The following is a 20763-nucleotide window of genomic DNA, read 5'->3' as shown; positions in this document are numbered from 1 at the left end:
CCCTAGTAGCTCAGTTGGTTAGAGCGGCGGACTGTTAATCCGTAGGTCACTGGTTCGAGTCCAGTCTGGGGAGCCAAACTCAACTACTGTTTTCCCTGCGTCTGTCGCTATTTGTTTATTTCCCACTATTTTTTTGATTTAATTAGCTTTCTATTGCGCCTGCCTAAACCTATATTAAGCGTTAGGACAAGGAAACAGTTTATCTGGTGGTCATTGCTTATGAGAATATTCCGTACTTTGCTTATCAGCCAACTGCTGTCTGCGTTTTTGTTAGCGGCCATCGCACTGACCTCATTGGTGCTGTATACCCAACAACAGCTGGATAACGATCAACAACACGCCAGCGTCGCCATTGAGCAAATTCTCAGCCATCACCTTAGTGGCGACGGCAAAATACTCAGCCGCCAGCTTGATCGTAGCTTCACCTTAAAAAGCTTACGCATCAGCCAGTTGGATGGCACTGTATTGCATGAACAAAACCAGAACAACAATAATGCGGCTGTTGCTACTGCCGTACTGAAACTGTTTGGCAGTGAGTTTAAACAGCAAACTGTGCGCAATCAGGATCAAAATATCCAAATCAGCTATCAGCTGGATTTCAGCCAGCGCTTACAAGCATTTTTGCAATTAGTGTTACTACTGATATTAGCGCCTTTTGTTATCGGCTGGTTGCCGGTGCTGATGAGCAAAAGCAGCATTAACCGCAGCTATAAGCGTACCACCGCTGCAGTTAACGATTTAATTGACCGCTTTATTGTTGATCCACAAAAAAGTGAGCCCGACTGGAATAAAATTCCGCCGGAATTTGCTGATATTAATGTCGCTTTACAAAAGCTGGCGCATTACACCCGCAGCCAGTACAACGAAATGACCAGCAATGCGCATCAGATTGCTGAAGAAGCTTATAAAGATCCGGTTACTGATTTACCAAACCGTAACCGCTTTGTGCAATATTATGAAGAAAATATCCGCCAGAACGAGCAAAACGATTTTGGTGTTTTTGCTATTACCCGCTGTACCGAGCTGCAGGCATTAAACCAAACCCGAGGCTATCAGGAAGGTGACAGCTATATTCGTGAAGTAGCCACTATCGTTAAGAAACTGGCCGACAATTATAAAGACAACCGCGTTTACCGGCTAAATAGCTCCGACTTTGGCATTTTGCTGCCAAGAGTCACGCCCAAAGAAGCAGAAAACTTTGCCCTGCAACTGCAAAGCAGGCTGAATGAATATCAAAAAATGGCTGAGCTGGATTCAGTTGCTTACACAGGCCTGGTCAGTTATGAATCAGGTAAAGCTCTGGGTGAGCTGCTGGCCGTAGCCGATACCTCTATCAGTCTGGCACAAACCAAACAACCTAATGCCTGGCATCTGCAAAAAGAATCGTCCGGTTTAGATATGACCAATGGCAGTTACGGTAACCAGAATTGGCGCAATGTTATTGATGACGTACTGACCAACCACCGCATCGCCCTGCTGGTGCAGCTTATTCAACCGGCTAACCGTTCAGCCAAAGCTTACTCTGAAATTCTGGTACGGTTTAAAACTCAGGAAAATCAGGTACTGCCTACCGCCTCGTTTTTGGCCATGGCAGAAAAACTGGACCGCATAGTACAGGTTGACCGGCTGATCATTGAAACGGCGTTAACCACTATTAAAAATAAAAACCTGCAGGATCAATATTTTGGTTTAAACCTGTCTGCCCGTTGTGTGCACGACGACCAGTTTATTATCTGGCTGGAGCGGCGTTTATTAAAAGATGCCCATATCGCTGCCAAACTGATATTTGAAGTCACTGAGTTTGGTTTGCAGCAGAACCTGAAAACCAGCAAACGCTTTATTGATATGGTGCACCGTGCCGGCGCGCGCGTCACCGTAGAAAAATTTGGTGTCGGTATTACCTCATTTAAATTTTTCCGCGATCTGAAACCTGATTACGTCAAAATGGACGGCAGCTACACCCGCCATATTAATGATGATAAAAACAACCAGTACTTTATGCGCCTGATGATAGATTTAGCCCATCGTATTGGTGTTGGTGTTTTTGCTGAAAGCGTTGAAACACAAGAAGAAAAACATATGTTAGAATCACTGTTTATCGATGGTAACCAGGGTTATTACATCGGTAAACCCGCGCCTATTTAATACCACGACGGCGGCTGTGCTTAAATACCAGCCGCCAAGCCCCTACGCTTTGTCTGGTTGTGTCACAAGCCGCTTAATTGCATAATATGCGCCTGATTTTTGCCTGAGCGATACGATGACTGAATTTCTGCTGTTGTTAATCAGTACTGTGCTGGTAAATAACTTTGTACTGGTAAAGTTTCTTGGCTTGTGCCCTTTTATGGGCGTGTCCGGCAAACTGGAAACGGCCATTGGTATGTCGCTGGCAACTACCTTTGTGCTTACCCTGGCTTCATTATGCAGTTATCTGGTTGATCACTATCTGTTAGCGCCGCTGGATTTACTTTATCTGCGTACGTTGGCGTTTATTCTGGTTATAGCGGTAGTAGTGCAGTTTACTGAAATGGTCGTGCACAAAACCAGCCCCACACTGTATCGCTTATTAGGTATTTTTCTGCCGCTTATTACCACAAACTGCGCCGTGCTTGGCGTGGCACTGTTAAACGTAAATGAACGACATAACTTTATCAATTCCGTTGTTTATGGCTTTGGCGCTGCGGTGGGTTTCTCTTTGGTATTAATCCTGTTTGCCGCCATGCGTGAACGGCTGGCAGCTGCCGATGTACCCTTACCGTTTAAAGGCGCGGCTATTGCCATGATCACTGCCGGTTTAATGTCGCTGGCCTTTATGGGCTTTACCGGCCTGGTAAAAGCCTGATGACTTTACTCACTGCCCTGATTGCTTTAGGTACACTGGCACTGATATTTGGTGCTGTGCTGGGTTATGCCGCTATTCGCTTTAAAGTAGAAAGCGATCCGCTGGTAGAGCAAATTGACGACATACTGCCGCAAACCCAGTGCGGCCAGTGTGGTTACCCTGGTTGCCGGCCTTATGCGCAAGCCATCGCCAATGGCGATGACATTAACAAATGCCCACCGGGCGGTGAAACCACTATTCGTAAACTGGCCGATTTAATGGGCGTTGAAGCCAAACCCCTGAATGAAGCGCAGACCGAAAGCGTAAAACGTGTTGCCTATATTCGTGAAGATGAGTGTATAGGCTGCACTAAATGTATTCAGGCGTGCCCGGTTGATGCCATTGTTGGCGCATCCAAACTGATGCACACAGTACTGGCGGACGAATGCACAGGTTGCGATCTCTGTGTTGAACCCTGCCCGGTAGATTGTATTGATATGATACCGGTTGCCACCACGCCAGATCGCTGGAAGTGGGATTTAGCGGCAATTCCGGTTCGGATGGTGGAGTAACGCCATGCCAGGTTTATTTCAGCAAATTCAGGCCGGTAAGCTATGGGATTTCCATGGCGGCATTCACCCACCTGGCCGCAAAGAACAAACGAATCAAAAACCGATCGCCGTATTACCGATACCCGACCGGCTGTATTTACCGTTACGTCAGCATATTGGTGTAGCTGGCCAGTTACTGGTAAAGGTTGGAGATAGAGTATTAAAAGGCCAGCAACTCACCGGCGCAGATAATTCTATGGCGGTGCCGGTACATGCGCCCACCTCAGGCACAGTATTGAGTATAACGCCGCATACCAGCCCGCACCCTTCAGCATTGCCGGAACTGACCCTGGTGCTGGAACCCGATGGCCTGGACGAATGGCGCCAGCGCGAGCCGCTGAATTTTTTAACCTGCGACAATCTCACCCTGCTCAGCCGTATTCAGGACAGCGGCATAGCCGGTATGGGCGGCGCCGGTTTTCCTACCCATATTAAAGCCGGACTTACCCAACCGGTCGATTATCTGATTATTAACGCGGTTGAATGCGAACCCTACATCAGCGCCGATGATTTACTGATGCAGGAAGCCGCCACCACCATCGTCAAGGGCATTGATATTCTGTGCCGCTTGCTTAACCCCAAAGCGGTATTAATTGGCATTGAAGATGACAAACCTATAGCCGCTGCGGCAATGATGGCCGCCTGCAGCCAGCGTGAGCACTATTATGTGCGCGTAGTGCCAACTAAATATCCGTCTGGTGGTGAAAAACAGCTTATTCAGCTGTTAACCAATAAAGAAGTGCCTAATGGCCGCCGCCCGGCCGATATTGGCATCGTAATGCAAAACGTCGGCACCGCCTTTGCTATTGCCCAGGCCGTGCTGGACGATCACCCGTTGCTGTCACGCATTGTTACCGTTGCCGGCGACACCTTAAACCAGCCACAAAATGTGCTGGCACTACTGGGTACGCCGGTATCGGCACTGCTCGATGCCTGTGGCTTTCAAAGCCAGCCACAACAGCGGGTTATAATGGGCGGGCCTATGATGGGCTTTACCCTGCCCGATTTAAGCGTACCGGTAGTTAAAACCACCAACTGTGTACTGGCCCCCACTGCACAAGAGCTACCGGCAGCCAGCACAGAAATGGACTGTATCCGCTGCAGTGCCTGCGCCGATGCCTGCCCGGCCAGCTTATTACCGCAGCAATTGCTGTGGTACAGCAAAGCTAAAGACAGCGATAAACTTAACGAATACAACCTGGCCGACTGCATTGAATGTGGCGCCTGTGCTTATGTCTGCCCGAGTGAAATTCCACTGGTGCAGTATTACCGTGTGGCCAAAGCCGATATTCGTGAGCAACAGCGCGAGGCGTTAAAAGCCGAACAGGCCAAAGCCCGCTTTGAGGCCCGCAACGCCAGGTTAGAGCAAGAAAAACAAGAACGGCAGCAACGCAACCAGCAGCTGGCAGCTGCCCGGCAGCAACAGCAACTGGCCAGTGGCGCCAATACCGCTGTGGCCGACGCCCTGGCACGCATTAAAGCCAAACAGGCCCAGACGGCACCAGCAGATGAGCGCAATAAAGAGCAGATTCTGGCCGAACGTGAGCTGAAAAAACAGCAGGCGCGGGACTATCAGCAACAAAAAGCCCAGCAGCAACAAGCACATCAGGCCACTGAGCCACACAGCGGGCAGCCAGAGCAAACGGCTGCAACTGTAAATACCGACAGCAAAGCAGCCGCCGTAGCCGCAGCTATTGCCCGCGCTCAGGCCAAAAAAGCCGCCCAGGCAACAGAGCAACATACGACAGAACAGCAAGTAATGCCGACACCAGACACCGGCAAAGGTAACGAGGCAGTAGTCTCAGCAGAAGCTGATCCACGTAAAGCCGCTATTGCTGCCGCTATCGCCAGGGCTAAAGCGAAACAACAGACGCAAACTGAAAATGAAACCAGTGCACCACCCGCTGCCGCCGGTACAGTAGATAAACCAACCGCAGAATCTAATTCTGCTGCACCAGAAGATCCGCGCAAGGCTGCTGTCGCCGCAGCGCTGGCTCGTGCCAAAGCTAAAAAACAGGCCAGTGCTGAAGCAACAGAGCAAACCGCCCCCCTTGCAACAGAGGCTGTTATAGCAGATAAGGTTGTGGCAGATGCGGTTGTGACAGAAGATCCGCGCAAAGCTGCCATTGCTGCAGCCATTGCCCGCGCCAAAGCACGTAAACAAGCCGACAGTGAGAACTCATGAGTTTTAAAATCGCCAGCTCGCCACATCAGCATAACCAACGCAGCACCGCGCATATCATGCGGCTGGTAGCACTGGCGTGTTTACCCGGTATTGCCGTGCAAGCGGTATTATTTGGCTATGGTGTACTTATCCAGTTAGTACTGGCAATCGTTACCGCCTGGCTAAGCGAAGCGCTGATCTTAAAATTACGCGGCAAGCCGGTATTGTCCCGCTTAAAAGACAACAGCGCCTTGCTTACCGCCGTATTACTGGCGATAGCCATACCGCCCTATGCCCCCTGGTGGATCATTGTTATTGGCACCGCTTTTGCCATTATTATGGTTAAACAACTTTACGGCGGCCTGGGCAATAATCTGTTTAACCCGGCGATGGCGGCTTATGTATTGCTGCTGGTGTCATTCCCGCTGCAAATGACGCAATGGCTGCCGCCACTGTCTTTGCAAAGTGTTGATTTAACCCCGCTGGACGCTGTCTGCAGTATCTTCACGCACTACAGCTGCAGTGGTTTTAGCCTGCCACAGCTGCAAGCCAATATTGATGGTATTACCATGGCCACGCCGCTGGACACCTTGCGCACTGACCTTAGCCGGGGCCTGACACTGGATGAAAGCCTGAGCCGGCCGGTGTTTTTTGCCTTTGCCGGTACCGGATGGTTGTGGCTAAACCTGGCCTATCTGGCCGGTGGTTTATTGCTTATTCAACAGAAAATTATCAGTTGGCGTATTCCACTGGCCGTTATCGCCAGCCTGTTTGTGTTATCTGCCATTGCTACTCTGGCAGCGCCGGATACTATCGCCGGGCCGCTATTTCATCTGTTTAGTGGCGGCACCATGCTGGCGGCGTTTTTTATTGCTACCGATCCTGTGTCGGCCTCTACCACCAACAAAGGTCGCTTGGTCTACGGCGCCCTGATTGGCCTGCTGGTATTTTTAATCCGCAATTTTGGTGGCTACCCTGACGCCTATGCCTTTGCCGTATTACTGGCCAATATGGCGGTGCCGTTAATTGATTACTACACCCGGCCCCGTACTTACGGCCACCGGCCGCGGAGCGAACTAAAATGATCCGAGCCATCAGCAAAAATGCCCTGGCGCTGGGCGCCGCAGCCGTATTTTGTGTAGCAATACTCAGCCTGGTAAACCAGCAAACTGCCCCCCGTATCAGTGAGCAACTGCTGGCCAGTAAGCTGGCTATTTTGTCTGAAGTACTGCCCGGCGTAGACGCCAGCCAGTCTTTACTGCAGGATTGCCTGTTGGTAACCAATGAGGCACTGCTGGGCCGCAGCAGCGCGCAAGCAGTGTATCGCTGGCGCCAGAATGGCGAGCTGGCCGGTTTTATTGTTGAAACCACAGCACCAAATGGCTACAGCGGTAATATTGATTTAATAGTCGCCTTAACCCCGGATGGCACTATTTTAGGCAGCCGGGTGCTGGATCATAAAGAAACACCGGGCCTGGGTGACAAAATAGAAGCCCGCCGCTCGCCATGGATTTTCAGTTTTAGCGGTAAAACGGTAACCGACGACAATGCCAGTAAATGGGCAGTGCGCAAAGATGGTGGTGATTTTGATCAGTTTACCGGCGCCACTATTACACCACGCGCAGTAATACAGGCGGTACGTAATGCCGCACTGCTGATACAACAACAGCCTGAACTTGCCGATATCCCGGCCAACTGCGCCCTATAACGAGGCCACAATGAGTCAGTTTAAAGAATTAACCCTGCAGGGTTTATGGAAAAACAACCCAGGGCTGGTGCAGCTGCTGGGCCTGTGCCCGCTGCTGGCCGTTACCGCCACCGTTACCAATGCGCTGGGGCTGGGGGCCGCAACTCTGCTGGTGCTGCTCGGTTCCAATATCGCGGTATCCTTAGTGCGTAACCATGTTGCCAGCGAAATTCGTATTCCGGTGTTTGTGTTAATTATTGCCAGCCTGGTTACCGCCGTACAACTGCTGATGAATGCCTATACCTATGACTTGTACTTGTCTTTGGGTATTTTTATTCCCTTAATTGTCACTAACTGCGCCATTATCGGCCGGGCTGAGGCCTTTGCCTCAAAAAACCCGGTGCTGCCCTCTGCCATCGACGCCATTATGATGGGCTTAGGTTTTATGCTGGTATTACTGGTATTGGGCGCCATGCGCGAAGTACTTGGCCAGGGCACTTTGTTTGACGGTGCCGACTTATTACTGGGTGACTGGGCCAAAGCATTACGGGTAGAAGTATTCCACGCCGACAGCCATTTTCTGCTGGCTATGCTGCCACCCGGTGCATTCCTTGGTATGGGGCTGCTAATTGCACTGAAAAACGTTATTGATAATAAACTTAAACAACGCCAGGCGGTGGAAAAAGGCAGTATTGCCCGTGCCCGTGTTACCGGCGCGGCGCAGTAAAAAAACAGATGAATAAACAAAAACGCATTGAAATACTCAGCCGCCTGCGCGCCGCTAACCCAACACCCACCACCGAGCTGGAATACAGCTCACCGTTTGAGCTGCTGATAGCGGTGCTGTTATCCGCCCAGGCCACCGATGTGGGGGTGAATAAAGCTACCAAACATTTTTTCCCGGTTGCCCGCACGCCGCAGCAAATGCTGGATTTAGGCGTAAACGGCGTAAAGCACTACATTAAAACCATCGGGTTGTTTAATACCAAAGCCGAAAACGTGATTAAAACCTGCCGTATACTGGTAGAGCTGCATAATGGTGAAGTGCCGGAAAACCGCGAAGCCTTAGAAGCCCTACCCGGCGTGGGCCGTAAAACCGCCAATGTGGTGCTAAACACCGCCTTTGGCTGGCCTACCATAGCGGTAGACACCCACATTTTCCGCGTATCCAACCGGACCAAGTTGGCACCGGGTAAAAATGTCGACGAGGTCGAACACAAATTACTTAAGGTGGTACCAAACGAGTTTAAACTCGACGTGCACCACTGGCTTATCCTGCACGGCCGCTACACCTGCGTAGCGCGTAAACCGCGCTGTGGCAGCTGTTTGATTGAAGATTTGTGTGAGTTTAAAGACAAAACCGACTAGTTAAATGGCTGATTTGAGCAATTAACGGATATTAACTGAACTGACAGGCATACTCATCCCAACATAGAAAAAGCGATTAACAGCATCTTCTTCACAATTTTCTGATCTTCACCACGAGTGAGCTGTGACGAAGCATTACTTAGCTGTGCATCAATATAGGCGGCTGCAAACTCTGATGACATGTCTGCAGAAAACTCCCCCTTAACCTTTGCACGCTCCACCCATTTCCTGAAAGTAGCTAATCCTTGCTCCTCAAGGAAATCAACTTGCGCTCGTGTTGCTTCACCCAAGTGCATTCGTGATTCACGCATTTTTATAAAAAGACATCCCATTGGGGACTCATGGTGACAACTAGCTGAAGTGGCAAATGATACGAGGCTGTCAAGCGCCTCCCGAAACGAAGTTTCACTGTTCAACATCTGTTGTACAGGATTTAGTACTTGTTCCTGATATCTCATAATTACCGCTTTCATCAAACCATCTTCATTCGAAAATTCACGATAAAGCCCTGGCTTCGATACACCAGATCTCCTGCAAATTTCATTCAGGGATAAGTTGCCGATATCCTCTTTCCAATAGGCATCCATTGCCACATCCAAAACGTGCTCACGATCTAGGGTCTTGGGTCGCCCCCTTGAAGGTTTGGTTGAATTTGAATTCATTTTAATACCGCCCGGTATTTTAATTTGACAAACAACATTTCAATCATTATTGTACCAGCTGGTATTTAATTAACAACCTGATAGGAAGAAAATATGAGTGCAGCAAAAAGAAACGTAGTCATCACAGGTAGCAGCAGTGGATTTGGCCAAAAATCGGTAAAAGATTTTGCTGATAGAGGCTACCAAGTGTTCGCCACCATGCGCGGCCCGGAAGGTAAGAACGCCGCAGTTAGGGCCGAGCTGGAAGCGTATAGCGATTTCATCCATGTTGTCGATATGGATGTCACCAATGACGAATCTGTCAAAACTGCCATTGCAAGTGTGCTGGCTAAAACGGGCAAAATTGATATTTTGCTTAACAATGCAGGTGTAATGTACCTTGGTATTACGGAGGCATTTAGCATTACCCAAGCCAAAGAGCAGATGGAAACCAACTACTATGGCGCTATACGCACTATACAGGCTGTTTTACCCGCTATGCGTGAGGCCGGATCCGGCCTGATCATTAACACTTCATCCATGGTTGGCCAGATTTCAGCACCGTATTTCTCTACCTACGCCGCCACCAAACATGCTTTAGAAGGCTACCTTCAAGGCTTACGCTACGAAGTGGCCCCCTTCGGTATTGATGTTACCATAGTGCAGCCAGGGCCATTCCCGACAGGTCTTACTGCAGCAGGGCAACAACCTGCACGCACAAACATACTAGACAGCTACGGTGAACTGGCAAAGATCCCTACCGCTATGTTTGAGGAATTCGGTAAATTTATGCAAAGTGAGCAAGCACCTGACCCACAGATGGTCGTAGATGCTTACTTAGCGCTAGCAGATATGCCTGCTGGCAAACGCCCTACACGCACAGCTGTCGGCATGGTTTGGGGTGTTGATGAAATTAACGCAGCCAAGCAACCCATTCAAGACCGTGTGTTGAAAGAAATGCAACTGGAAAATGTTTTAGGCGGCGCTGACGCGTAAATTTCGTTATCAGGGAAGGGGTAAACTACGTTTTGCCCCTGTGTCAGCCATATCAGAGATGTTAGAGCCGCATCATATGTTGCCATCCACTACCGCACTGCGAAGCTCCAATACACGTGCACGGCTTGTTCCCATCGTGCGGTGAAATGGAAAAGCGCCCCACCTGCCCTGGCCTCAATTTGCTTTACAGATTTTTCCGGAAGAAATCCGTCAGCTTGTCAAACGGGATTTTGTTCACTTGGTCGTACAAATCAACATGGCTGGCACCTTCGATAATCATTAGCTCTTTCGGTTGTGCCGCTGCAGCATAAGCTGTTTCGGCAAAATAACGCGAATGAGCCTTTTCACCATGGACAAATAAGATCGGCCGGGGCGATATTTCATCAATGTAGCTCAGGATCGGCATATTCATAAACGACAGCGGCGTAGTGAGCGTCCAGGCATTGCCGGAATTGACCGCCCGCTTATGATAGCCGCGCGGCGTGCCATAGTAGTCGTGGTAGTCGAGCATGAACTGAGGTGCGCCGTCCTCTGGAGGGGTGTTGTAGTCCGGCTGATAAGCCGGCTTCCCGTTTGCAGCATCTTCCCAGCGCTGCCGGCTTAGTTGCTCCAGCGTCTGGGCGCGTTGCTCAGGGGTCACGCTGTCGTTATACCCCTTGGACATTACCCGCGTCATATCGTACATGGTGCTGGCGACGACGGCTTTAACGCGCTTGTCGGCCGCTACGGCATTTAATGCCATACCACCCCAACCGCAAATACCAATGATACCAATACGCTCACGATCAACATTTTGTAACAGGCCGATGAAATCAACGGCTGCGCTAAAATCTTCAGTATTGATGTCTGGTGAGGCCACATTGCGCGGTTCGCCGCCACTTTCACCGGTGTAAGACGGATCAAACGCCAATGTTATAAAACCGCGCTCTGCCATAATTTGCGCATATAAACCTGATGACTGCTCTTTTACTGCGCCAAAAGGGCCACCAACAACAATGGCAGCCAGTTTGCCGCTGGCATTTTTCGGCACATAAAGATCTGCGGCCAAGGTAATGCCATAGCGGTTTTTAAAGGTCACTTTTTTATGGTCAACCTTGTCGCTTTTGGCAAAGGTTTTGTCCCACTCGCTAACAAGTTGCAACTGTGTAGAAGGTTCGGCATTTACCGGTGAGGCTAATGTTGTAGCGGATAAAACACTGACCATGGCTAACCCCAGACTGGTCATTTTTAGTAGCGTGCGGCGGCTATTATTGGTTACGGCTTCTGCATAGGTGTTCATGCGGTGTTCCTCATTTGTCAGTTAGTGTGGATAAGTTCAATAGTCGCCTGTTTGGCACCACTAAACTTAAGGTGTGCCATGCCACTGGTGATCTCACCCAGTTTGATAAGGCCGGGCGAGTAACCAAAATCTTTGTAGTAAATGGCAATATTGCCCCAGGGGGCGTAGTAGGCGATGTCACCTATAGCTGGATCAACGCCGGCCGGTGCGCCCTCAGTGGTCAGCTTATGGGGCAGATAAGTAATTTTTTCCGTTGCGGCGTAATCTTCAAGTTTTACCGTCATTGGCAACCTGGCAATAAAATCCCGCACGGTCGGGGTGTCATCAAGCCTGGCCGTAATAACGGCATCATCCAATGTAATGTTTATTTGATACATGTTATTCCCCTTATGCTTAGCAGGAGTAGCGCCAGCCTGCGCCACGGTCAGCGCGACCGAACCTAATGCCAAAATCAACGTAAACCACTTTCTGTTGCTCATGGATTATTCCTCAGCCGTTTATTGCAAAGTGACAGCTCTGCGCGCAGTTAGCGCAGTCAGTACAGCAGCGAGCAGTAATAGCAGTGCACTTGCCACAAATGCGATTTGATAACCACCGGCATCAAAAAGCACCCCACCCAGAGTTGAACCCACAGCAATGGCTAATTGGATCACGGCAACCATCAGGCCGCCGCCTGCTTCGGCGTTTTGTGGCACCGATTTAGCCAACCAGGCCCACCACCCGACAGGTGCGGCGGTGGCGACCAAGCCCCAAAATCCCAGCAGGACGAACACTGCAGCCACTGAGCTTCCAAAAGCGATCAGCGCTAAGGCGGTTACTGCCATTAATAACGGCATCACGATCAACATCCGGTACAGATTGCGCTGCAGCAATCCACCGATAAACGCGGTGCCAATTAAGCCTGCAATACCCAGCACGAAGAACATGGCTGACAGTGTTGGCACAGTGACTGCGGTAACCGTTTCCAGAAAGGGACGAATAAAAGTGAACAAAGCAAACTGGCCCATAAAGAATATGCCAACCGCCAGCATACCAAGCAGATGCAAAGGCTGTTTCAACAGCCTAAATACATTAGCAGGCCCGCGAACAGCTGATGCTACCGGCATGGCTGGTAAACTAAGCCATTGCCAGACAAAAGCGATGGCCGCAACCGGCACCAGACAGAGAAAGGCACCGCGCCAGCCTATCACCGCGCCTAAATAGGCTCCCAACGGCACAGCAATTACGGCGGCTAACGCATTACCACTGTTAAAAATCGCCAGAGCGCGGGGCACTTTTTCAGACGGCACCAGCCGGATAGCTGTGGCCGCCGACATCGACCAAAATCCACCTATCACAACGCCAAGCAGTGCCCGCCCCAACATGTAAATACCATAACCCGGAGCCATGGCAACAATAGCTCCGGATGCCCCCATTAACGCCGTCAGTACCAGCAGCAGAGTTTTGCGATCTAAATTGCCTGCCAGCAGTGGAATAAACAGGCTGGTTAATACAGCAAAAGCGCCGGAAATAGCGATACCCTGTCCGGCCATGCCTTCGGTTACGCTTAAGTCGGCTGCCAAAGGCGTAAGCAAGCTAACCGGCAGAAACTCTGAGGCAATCAGCGCGAACACACATAATGTCATAGCAAATACACCGCTCCAGTAAGCGGGTTGCGCGTTATCTCGTGGCATATCAGTTACAGCAACCGTCATCGAATTACACTTTTCATGGCTAAAAACACCTTGTTATATTGACAGACAGCTGACTATTTGATTAGTAGGCATAATATTGATGTAGTTGTGAGAAAAATTCAGCAATGGCAAACAGCAAAATGAATGACCTGCAGGCTTTTCTGGCCGTAGCACAACACCAGAGCTTTACCAAAGCGGCGGCCGGGTTGCGCGTTACCCCATCTGCACTAAGCCACACCATCCGTAACCTGGAAGAAAAACTCGGGGTTCGGTTATTAACCCGAACTACACGTAATGTGTCTATGACAGAAGCGGGTGTGCGTTTGTTTGAATCGGTAGCACCGCTGTTTGAACAGATCGACGCAGAGCTGGATGCCTTGGGTGAATTACGCGATAAACCTAAAGGAACACTGCGCATTAGCTGCACTGATGATCAGATAGAACTGCATCTGCGCCCAAAGCTGACAACGTTTTTACAGGACTACCCTGATATCAAGCTGGAGCTGTACGTCGATTATGGCTTTACCAATGTGGTTGAAGCGCGTTTTGATGCCGGTATTCGTTTAGGGGAAGATATCAGCAAAGATATGATTGCAGTGCGCATTGGCCCGGACTGGCGGCTTATCGTAGTTGGCTCGCCGGCTTACTTTGCGCGACAAGCAGAACCCGCCACTCCTTATGAGTTAACAGAGCATTCGTGTATTAATATTCGTCACCGCGTAGCAGGCGCCATTTATGCGTGGGAATTTGAAAAACAAGGACGAGCCTTTACGGTTAAAGTTGAAGGCCAACTCGTGTTCAATAGCATTATGCATGTGCTTAATGCTGCACTGGATGGCATCGGACTGGCTTATGTGCCTGAACCGCTGGCTGCACCTTATCTGGCCGATGGCAGACTTAAAGCAGTAATCACTGACTGGAGCCCCTATTTTCAGGGTTTCCATTTGTACTATCCCAATCGCAGACAGGCTTCACCAGCTTTTATGGCGTTTGTAGAAGCCATAAGATATCGCGACAATCATCAAAGCTAAATTACGGCTCGTGCAATAACCTTTTACAGTTGCTGACGTGCCTACCGTAGCAGTAGATACCCATATTTTCTGCGTATCCAACCGCACTAAACTGGCACCGGGTAAAATGTCGACGAGGTAGAACACAAATTGCTTAAAGTCGTGCCCAACGAGTTTAAGCAATTTGTGTTCTACTGGCTTATCCTGCACGGCCGGCTACACCTGCGGCGCGTGTAAACCGCGCTGGTGCTCACAAACAGAGTATCCCGGCTAGGCGGTTTAGATATTAATCTTTTCGCCAGCGGCCAATCAAGCTCCAGCTGGCGACGACAATTGCACCGGCGATAAACCCTGCTAAACCATCAAATAACAACGACGTAAACATGCTGAGCGCCGGGGCGGCTTGCTGCACAGCCAATGACAGATGGTGAAGTACTGTAATGTTATGGCTAAGTATGCCGCCACCTACCAAAAACATCGCCAGAGTACCTATAATACCCAGCGCCTTCATCAGTAATGGCGCCGCTATAAGTAATCCGCGCCCCAGCATCCGCTGCAGGCCATTCCAATTGCCAGTTACTGCTTTTCTAAGCATATATAAACCGGCGTCATCCATTTTCACTATTGCCGCTACCAAACCGTAAACGCCAATAGTGATAGTAATACAAACCGCACTTAGCACGCCGACCTGAGTAATAAAATCAGCCTGTGTCACACTGCCAAGTGCAATAACCACAATCTCGGCAGAAAGAATAAAGTCGGTACGAATTGCGCCTTTTATTTTTTCTTTTTCCAGCGCAACAATGTCGATACTTTCATCTGCCAGAGCCTTAAGCCGCGTTTCACGCTCTACTGGCGACTGATGCAAGAAAAAGCGGTGGAATACTTTTTCTGCCCCTTCGTAACATAGATATAAGCCACCCAGAATAAGCAATACGGTGATGAGTACAGGTAAAAAAGCGCTTATCAGCAGTGCTGCCGGTACTAAAATGAGTTTGTTGACAAAAGAGCCCTTCGCCACCGCCCATACCACCGGAATTTCACGCTCAGGTCTAACACCTGTGACCTGATTGGCATTTAACGCCAGATCGTCGCCCAACACACCTGCCGTTTTCTTAACTGCTACTTTCGAGAGTAAAGCGACATCATCAAGCAGGCTGGCTATATCATCAATAAGCGCCAGAAGGTTAGCTGCAGCCACAAATTAATCCTTTCTATATAAACACAAATTTCAGCATACTGGGCTAAGGAAAATTTGTACATGCTCCAGTGGTTCTTGTATCTCTGTCATGCAGCCAAAGCTCAGGCCAGGCTTTACCCGCTCAGCTATTTATTTATGCCCCCACATGTAAATTTCTGAGTGCGTCCATGAATTTTAAGATCAGAACAAAATTAAGCTATACGTCAGCGTCAGGTACTGAGTTGCCTTCCAAGACAACAGAATATGTTACCATTGCCCCCTGCACTGCGAGTTTAAACACCAAACCGATTAGGAGTTTGTATGAGAATGCTACATACCATGCTGCGCGTGGGTAACCTGGAAAAATCACTGGCGTTTTATACTGAAGTACTGGGCATGAAACTGCTGCGTCAGTCAGAAAACACCGAGTATGAATATACGCTGGCGTTTGTTGGCTACGGTGACGAGAGCGAAAATACTGTGTTAGAGCTGACTTATAACTGGGGTACCGACAGCTACGATTTAGGTAATGCCTATGGCCATATCGCACTGGAAGTAGAAAACGTATACGACGCCTGCGATAAAATACGCGCTAAAGGTGGCGTAATAAGCCGTGAACCCGGCCCGGTAAAAGGCGGCACCACTGAAATTGCCTTTGTACGCGATCCGGATAACTACGCTATAGAACTGATCCAGAAAAAAGACAGTTACGACACGCTTTAAGTTTACTCAGGCGTGAACAGCATAAAGCCAGCGTAAGCTGGCTTTAGTATTTGGGCTGAGCGGCAAAGTCTTCCAGCCGCCGGATAATCTGCTCGCTATATACGGGCTGATATAGCTTGCGCATAGTGCCATCGCTGTAGCTTTGCTCCAGTGCTGCCTGCCAGCGGGCAATACGCTCGTCTGACACATTGCGGGAAAACGCCAGGTAGCGTTTACGCTCGCTAAGGTATTTCACCATTACCAGCTGACTGCCTGCTTCCTCGGCATTGGCTGAAAACTCTGGCACCGACAGCTCGCTAACCGCCATTAAATCGGCCCGGCCTAACAACAGCATATCCAGACAATCGCCTGATTTACTGGTGAGTATCAGGTTTTTTCCTTCGGTAAAACCCAGCGCTTTAATTTCACCTACGGTGGCAGAATTACGGTAATTACAGGCGATATAGTTTCTTGGTAGTGCGGCCAGTGACGGTGTATCCCCTACCCGGTGTCTTAAACCGTATAAAGCCATTTGATAATGCTTAAGCGGCCCAACCCACTTAAACCAGCCTTCGCGCTCGGCTGTACGTACCGTTTCAAACAACACTATATCCGGCTCTGCCCTGGCAATACTCAGCGCCCTGCCCCAGGGCATCAGCTCAATATCACCGGGCTCGTTCAGCTGTTGCTGCAGTATAAGCACCAGGCTGGCTGTTACGCCGCTGACCTCGCCTTGCTCGTTCAGATACTCTCCCGGCGGGTTATGCTCGGTAAGAAAACGCAGTGGCTGTGCTTTTACAACACTACCTGATACCACCAACCCCAAGCTAAATAACCAGATAACGCAGCTTAATTTAGCGTTCATTCGGTACCCTTGACATAACCAGACTGAATCATTAATAACAGTTTAATAACACAGCGATTGCCAAAATAAAACCTAAATAATCATCATGATACAGATGTCAGACCAAGCCAGGTTACTCGAGAGTAATAACGACTTTTTCATTTAATGACATCGCCAGATTATTGTCGTAATAAGCGGCTTCGTTAATAAAGGTTGGGTATACCGTCACATCGCCATCGTAATAAATCTCGCTGCCATCAAACAGGGTAAAGATCGGATCGCCGGGGTTAATCGGCTGATAATCTTTGTCCTGCACATTCTTATGCACCATGCCCAGGCGCTCGCCTTTTTCATTCATTGGCAGTTTAATGCTGTGCAGATAACGAAAGGCTTCTGTCTGTTTTGGCAATGCCGGCAAAGTATTGCTGTTATACAGCTGAACAAAATCAAGAATATGCCGCGTCATGGTATCCATCAGCTCCAGCACGTCCTGGCGTAATACTGATTGTGGCTGGGGCCCTACTTCTACCAGCACACCGTAACGGCCAACAGTACACATCAGCGCGTGATCTTCGGCAGCAAAGTGATCTTCGTCACGGGAAATAATCGCTTCGGGCATCACCATTTTTACATAGGCGGCCAGCTGATTATAAAACGGCCCGGCCTGGGTCAGTATTAAACAGGCGCCCATATTGCTGGTTGTGTTGTGTAAATCAATCAGTAAATCGGTTTTGGCGTTGCCCTTAGGACCAAGCCGGGCATTAAGCACCTTGGCCCGGTTTTGCTCGTAATTGGCAAGCTCGGGGTTGGCTAAATCGGTATTTTTAAACTGGCGGTTTAAATCACTGTGCAGATAACGTTTGTTGGCATAATGCGCTTCTGGGTTGGCCCATACCAGTTCGGTATTAAAACTGGCGCGGCTGACCAAATCTGGTTTAGCCTGATACTGCTTAACTAAATAAATACCCGAAAATTCATTGCCATGCACACCACCAACGATGGCAACCTGATTAATTTTATCCATAGTTTTTCCATAACTGCTGCGGTTACCCCAAGCCTGAGCTTAGCCTAAATCAATAGCGTTATTATGACCAGTGCAAAGCGGAAAAAGAATAGATACAGAATTTAAATGCCTGAAATAAGCATATAAATGCAGATTAAGCGGCTGGCTGTGCCAGTTCTAAAGATGAGTCGGAAATACGAACCAGTTCGTTATGCAGAATTTGCTGCGCCTGACAGGTGCACTTACCACATTGGCTGCCCACACCGGTGCACATTTTCAGTTCACGCATAGTGGATACGCCTTGCGCCACTTTTTGTTTAATGGCTTTATCGGTAACAGCTTTGCATAAACACACGTACATAACAGTACTCCGCTAACATAACGCCGCCATTTTAATATTATTAAGAACCATTATCAATAGTATTTGTAAAATGGAATCTGTCGTAATAACAACGCCGGCAAAAGCCGGCGTTGTTAGGGTGCTAAAGCCTTGGCAGTATTAGCGAAACAGCACTTTTTCCTGTTGAAACCAATGTACGCAAAAACCAATAGCAATGCTGGCTAACAGCAATGTAGAGCCAAAAATTAACGCCAGTAAACCATAATCGGCGGTGCCTTTAATCAGCTCTTTTATCGCCAGTGCTACGTTCATTATAGGCACCAGGGCGGTTTTGCTGGTTAACTCAACACCCGGCATCATAGCGGCCACCAATGGCAGGAAAATCATGATCGACAGCGGGCTGATATAGTTCTGTGCTTCTTTAAAGGTACGGGCGTATATCGATATCGCCAGCAGCAATGCAGCAAACACAGCAGAGATAGGCAGCAGCAAAGAAAAAATAAGTATAAGTTCGGTAATAGCGATAGCCGACATCGCTTCCTGCACCACCGCCATACCGGCGAAAGAGCCGATAATCGCGCCCCAGATGCCAAAACTGCCTACGGTGATCAATGCGCCTATCAGACCGGTTGTCAGTACCGTGAAAAACTTACCCAGCACTATGCTAACCCGGCTTATCGGGCAAATTAGCAGGGTTTCCAACGTACCACGCTCTTTTTCACCGGCGCCCATATCTATCGCCGGGTAAGACGCGCCCAGCAAACACAATGGAATAAGAATATAGGCAATTACCGCACCGAATTTTTCACCGATATTCTCCCGCTTAGCGGCAGTATCCACCTTTTGGACATCGACCGGTTTAATAATAGCGGCCAGTTTTGCCGGGTCGACATTCAGCTGCGTTAGCGTATCACGCTGTAACTGCTCATTAAAATTGGTCATTAGCTCAGAGAAGTAGCGGTACATAAAATCAAATTGTGATGACTGGTTATAAATAATCTGCCACTGAGATTGCTCTGCAGCCTGGCGTTTAGCAGAGAAATCGGCCGGGATCACTATCGCTACATCAAACTCATCATTGCGGATAGCCGCAACTAAATCTGCTTCAGCGGTTTTATCCGTTTTAATTTGCGCAAAATTTTTATGATAAAACAGCGCATCAGCAAACTGCGGTGCCTGCTCTGCGTTAACGATGACATAGCGGTGCTCTGCCTGCATGGCGGTATTTGTGGTGCTGGATAACACCAGCCCCATTACACCAAAAATCACCGGGAAAATAAAAATCGGCAGTAAAATAACAAAAATCAGCGTTTTCTTATCGCGCATTAACTCAGTAAGTTCTTTAAAATAGACCTGCCACATTTATGCTGCTCCCTGCTGGTTTGTTGCACCATTTAACACGCTTAAAAACGCATCGCGTAAATCACCGTTGGCAGATAACGCCCTGAACTGGCTGATATCACCGGAAAAAGCGCTGATGCCTTTATCAATTACTACCACTCTGTCACAAAGTGATGCCACTTCGTCCAGATGGTGGGTAGAGAAAATAACCGGTGTACCGGCTTGCTTTAAGCCTTTGATAAAATCCAGCACCGTTTGCACGGTCATAATATCCAGACCGGTGGTGGGTTCATCCAGAATCACCACCTTGGGGCTGTGCACTACTGCACGGGCAATAGCGGTTTTTTGCTTCATACCGGTCGACATATTGTCCGCTCGGCGGTTGGCAAAGTCGTGCATATTTAACAGCGTAAACAGCTCGTCGATGCGCTGTTTTAAGGCGCTCTCTTTCATGCCGTGCAAACGGCCAAAATAGGCGATATTTTCAAAGGCGGTTAGTTTGCCGTACAGGCCGGTATCGGCCGATAAAAAGCCGATTTGCTGTCGGGCTTTTACCGGCTGTTTTAATACATCAACGCCATTTAACAGCACTGAGCCGGCGTCGGGTTTTAATGCGGTAGATAACATACGTAACGTGGTGGTTTTACCTGCGCCATTTGGCCCCAGCAACCCCAACACTTCACCTGCGCCGCAGCTAAAGCTGACATTGCGCACCGAGTGAAACGCCTCTTTGCTGTAACGTACGTCTTGTTTTTCAGTATCCGATAACTTGCTGCTTTTACCAAGTGCAAACGCCTTGGCTAAATCCTGAATATCAATCATGCAACTGTCCTGTTGTCGGGGCTTTAGCGCTGTCGCTTTGGCCGGAAATAGTCAGTATTGTGGTAAAACCCCGCTGTTTCATTGTCGTTATACCAGCGCGGTACGCCCAGTAATGGCAAAGGCGTTAGCTGTTGATTATCAAGAAGTACTGCCTCGTTAGCAATTTGTTCGTGCAATTTAGCATCAACAAAACTGTAAGCAGCTGTTAAAGCGCACAGATCTCCGCCACGAAATGGCGAGTCATCATATTAAACCAGGCCCTGTTTGTTAGTGGTAAAAAC

The 20763-nt window shown here is 49.1% G+C and carries 22 protein-coding genes, 1 tRNA gene and 1 pseudogene; 13 read left to right on the top strand and 11 right to left on the bottom strand.

Features of this window, described 5'->3' with window-relative positions:
* The 9 genes from MJX74_RS05000 to nth all read left to right on the top strand — a co-directional run bounded on the left by MJX74_RS05000 (nucleotide 1) and on the right by nth (nucleotide 8651).
* Nucleotides 1-76 (top strand) — tRNA-Asn (locus MJX74_RS05000).
* Nucleotides 77-219: 143 nt separating this feature from the next.
* Nucleotides 220-2145, top strand: a complete 1926-nt coding sequence (locus MJX74_RS04995) for an EAL domain-containing protein (protein ID WP_240221397.1) — start codon at nucleotides 220-222, stop codon at nucleotides 2143-2145.
* A 115-nt stretch (nucleotides 2146-2260) separates the two neighbouring features.
* A complete protein-coding gene (rsxA, locus tag MJX74_RS04990) occupies nucleotides 2261-2842 on the top strand; it encodes an electron transport complex subunit RsxA (protein WP_068230892.1) in 582 nt (193 codons plus the stop codon).
* A complete protein-coding gene (gene rsxB / locus MJX74_RS04985) occupies nucleotides 2842-3393 on the top strand; it encodes an electron transport complex subunit RsxB (RefSeq protein WP_240221395.1) in 552 nt (183 codons plus the stop codon). Before rsxA ends, rsxB begins: the two co-directional genes overlap by 1 nt.
* Nucleotides 3394-3397: 4 nt before the next feature.
* Nucleotides 3398-5617, top strand: coding sequence for an electron transport complex subunit RsxC (gene rsxC / locus MJX74_RS04980; protein ID WP_240221393.1), 2220 nt, complete (start codon nucleotides 3398-3400; stop codon nucleotides 5615-5617).
* Nucleotides 5614-6681: an electron transport complex subunit RsxD gene (gene rsxD / locus MJX74_RS04975; protein WP_240221391.1), complete on the top strand. Its 1068-nt coding sequence runs from the start codon at nucleotides 5614-5616 to the stop codon at nucleotides 6679-6681. The genes rsxC and rsxD overlap by 4 nt, the downstream gene beginning before the upstream one ends.
* Nucleotides 6678-7304 (top strand): electron transport complex subunit RsxG, encoded by a 627-nt coding sequence (gene rsxG, locus MJX74_RS04970; protein WP_240221389.1) that lies wholly within the window; start codon nucleotides 6678-6680, stop codon nucleotides 7302-7304. The genes rsxD and rsxG overlap by 4 nt, the downstream gene beginning before the upstream one ends.
* Before the next feature lie 10 nt (nucleotides 7305-7314).
* The gene (locus MJX74_RS04965; protein ID WP_068230879.1) at nucleotides 7315-8010 is read left to right on the top strand and encodes an electron transport complex subunit E; all 696 of its coding nucleotides are present in this window, start codon (nucleotides 7315-7317) and stop codon (nucleotides 8008-8010) included.
* 8 nt (nucleotides 8011-8018) lie between these two features.
* Complete coding sequence (gene nth / locus MJX74_RS04960) at nucleotides 8019-8651, top strand: endonuclease III (RefSeq protein WP_240221387.1); 633 nt, start codon at nucleotides 8019-8021, stop codon at nucleotides 8649-8651.
* 53 nt (nucleotides 8652-8704) lie between these two features.
* Here nth and MJX74_RS04955 read toward each other — a convergent pair whose 3' ends face one another.
* Complete coding sequence (locus MJX74_RS04955) at nucleotides 8705-9313, bottom strand: TetR/AcrR family transcriptional regulator (RefSeq protein ID WP_240221385.1); 609 nt, start codon at nucleotides 9311-9313, stop codon at nucleotides 8705-8707.
* A gap of 93 nt (nucleotides 9314-9406) precedes the next feature.
* Between MJX74_RS04955 and MJX74_RS04950 the strand changes: the two genes are divergently transcribed.
* Entirely contained in the window at nucleotides 9407-10288 is an 882-nt protein-coding gene (locus MJX74_RS04950) for an SDR family oxidoreductase (RefSeq protein ID WP_240221383.1), read from the top strand.
* Nucleotides 10289-10472: 184 nt separating this feature from the next.
* Here MJX74_RS04950 and MJX74_RS04945 read toward each other — a convergent pair whose 3' ends face one another.
* From MJX74_RS04945 to MJX74_RS04935, 3 genes are read right to left on the bottom strand one after another with little or no spacing between them, the layout of a single operon-like run.
* Nucleotides 10473-11567, bottom strand: coding sequence for an alpha/beta hydrolase (locus MJX74_RS04945; protein WP_240221381.1), 1095 nt, complete (start codon nucleotides 11565-11567; stop codon nucleotides 10473-10475).
* A 17-nt stretch (nucleotides 11568-11584) separates the two neighbouring features.
* Nucleotides 11585-12046, bottom strand: a complete 462-nt coding sequence (locus MJX74_RS04940) for a cyclophilin-like fold protein (protein WP_240221379.1) — start codon at nucleotides 12044-12046, stop codon at nucleotides 11585-11587.
* An 18-nt stretch (nucleotides 12047-12064) separates the two neighbouring features.
* Nucleotides 12065-13261, bottom strand: coding sequence for an MFS transporter (locus tag MJX74_RS04935; protein WP_240221377.1), 1197 nt, complete (start codon nucleotides 13259-13261; stop codon nucleotides 12065-12067).
* Between the two features lie 104 nt (nucleotides 13262-13365).
* Between MJX74_RS04935 and MJX74_RS04930 the strand changes: the two genes are divergently transcribed.
* Both MJX74_RS04930 and MJX74_RS04925 read left to right on the top strand, forming a co-directional pair.
* Nucleotides 13366-14271 carry a LysR family transcriptional regulator gene (locus tag MJX74_RS04930; RefSeq protein ID WP_240221375.1) on the top strand — a complete coding sequence of 302 codons (906 nt, stop codon included), beginning with the start codon at nucleotides 13366-13368 and terminating at the stop codon, nucleotides 14269-14271.
* A 40-nt stretch (nucleotides 14272-14311) separates the two neighbouring features.
* Nucleotides 14312-14524, top strand: a pseudogene (locus MJX74_RS04925) (hypothetical protein); the annotation flags it as partial.
* 12 nt (nucleotides 14525-14536) lie between these two features.
* Here MJX74_RS04925 and MJX74_RS04920 read toward each other — a convergent pair.
* Nucleotides 14537-15451 (bottom strand): DUF808 domain-containing protein, encoded by a 915-nt coding sequence (locus tag MJX74_RS04920; RefSeq protein WP_240221373.1) that lies wholly within the window; start codon nucleotides 15449-15451, stop codon nucleotides 14537-14539.
* 300 nt (nucleotides 15452-15751) lie between these two features.
* On the opposite strand from MJX74_RS04920, the gene gloA reads away from it, so the two are divergent.
* On the top strand, nucleotides 15752-16153 hold the full coding sequence (gloA, locus tag MJX74_RS04915; protein ID WP_240221371.1) for a lactoylglutathione lyase: 402 nt from the start codon (nucleotides 15752-15754) through the stop codon (nucleotides 16151-16153).
* Nucleotides 16154-16196: 43 nt separating this feature from the next.
* Here gloA and MJX74_RS04910 read toward each other — a convergent pair whose 3' ends face one another.
* The 6 genes from MJX74_RS04910 to MJX74_RS04885 form a co-directional block, all read right to left on the bottom strand.
* Complete coding sequence (locus MJX74_RS04910) at nucleotides 16197-16997, bottom strand: substrate-binding periplasmic protein (RefSeq protein ID WP_240221369.1); 801 nt, start codon at nucleotides 16995-16997, stop codon at nucleotides 16197-16199.
* Between the two features lie 112 nt (nucleotides 16998-17109).
* Entirely contained in the window at nucleotides 17110-18000 is an 891-nt protein-coding gene (locus MJX74_RS04905) for an aspartoacylase (RefSeq protein WP_240221367.1), read from the bottom strand.
* A gap of 133 nt (nucleotides 18001-18133) precedes the next feature.
* Nucleotides 18134-18340 (bottom strand): bacterioferritin-associated ferredoxin, encoded by a 207-nt coding sequence (locus MJX74_RS04900; protein ID WP_240221365.1) that lies wholly within the window; start codon nucleotides 18338-18340, stop codon nucleotides 18134-18136.
* Between the two features lie 138 nt (nucleotides 18341-18478).
* On the bottom strand, nucleotides 18479-19681 hold the full coding sequence (locus MJX74_RS04895) for an ABC transporter permease (protein ID WP_240221363.1): 1203 nt from the start codon (nucleotides 19679-19681) through the stop codon (nucleotides 18479-18481).
* Nucleotides 19682-20482 (bottom strand): ABC transporter ATP-binding protein, encoded by an 801-nt coding sequence (locus MJX74_RS04890; RefSeq protein ID WP_240221361.1) that lies wholly within the window; start codon nucleotides 20480-20482, stop codon nucleotides 19682-19684. It lies immediately after the preceding gene.
* 23 nt (nucleotides 20483-20505) lie between these two features.
* Entirely contained in the window at nucleotides 20506-20700 is a 195-nt protein-coding gene (locus tag MJX74_RS04885; RefSeq protein WP_275692681.1) for a DUF3025 domain-containing protein, read from the bottom strand.
* Between the last annotated feature and the right edge of the window lie 63 nt (nucleotides 20701-20763).

The organism is Rheinheimera hassiensis, assembly GCF_022436675.1.
GTDB lineage: Bacteria > Pseudomonadota > Gammaproteobacteria > Enterobacterales > Alteromonadaceae > Alishewanella > Alishewanella hassiensis.
This window is presented reverse-complemented; position numbering and strand designations above follow the sequence as displayed.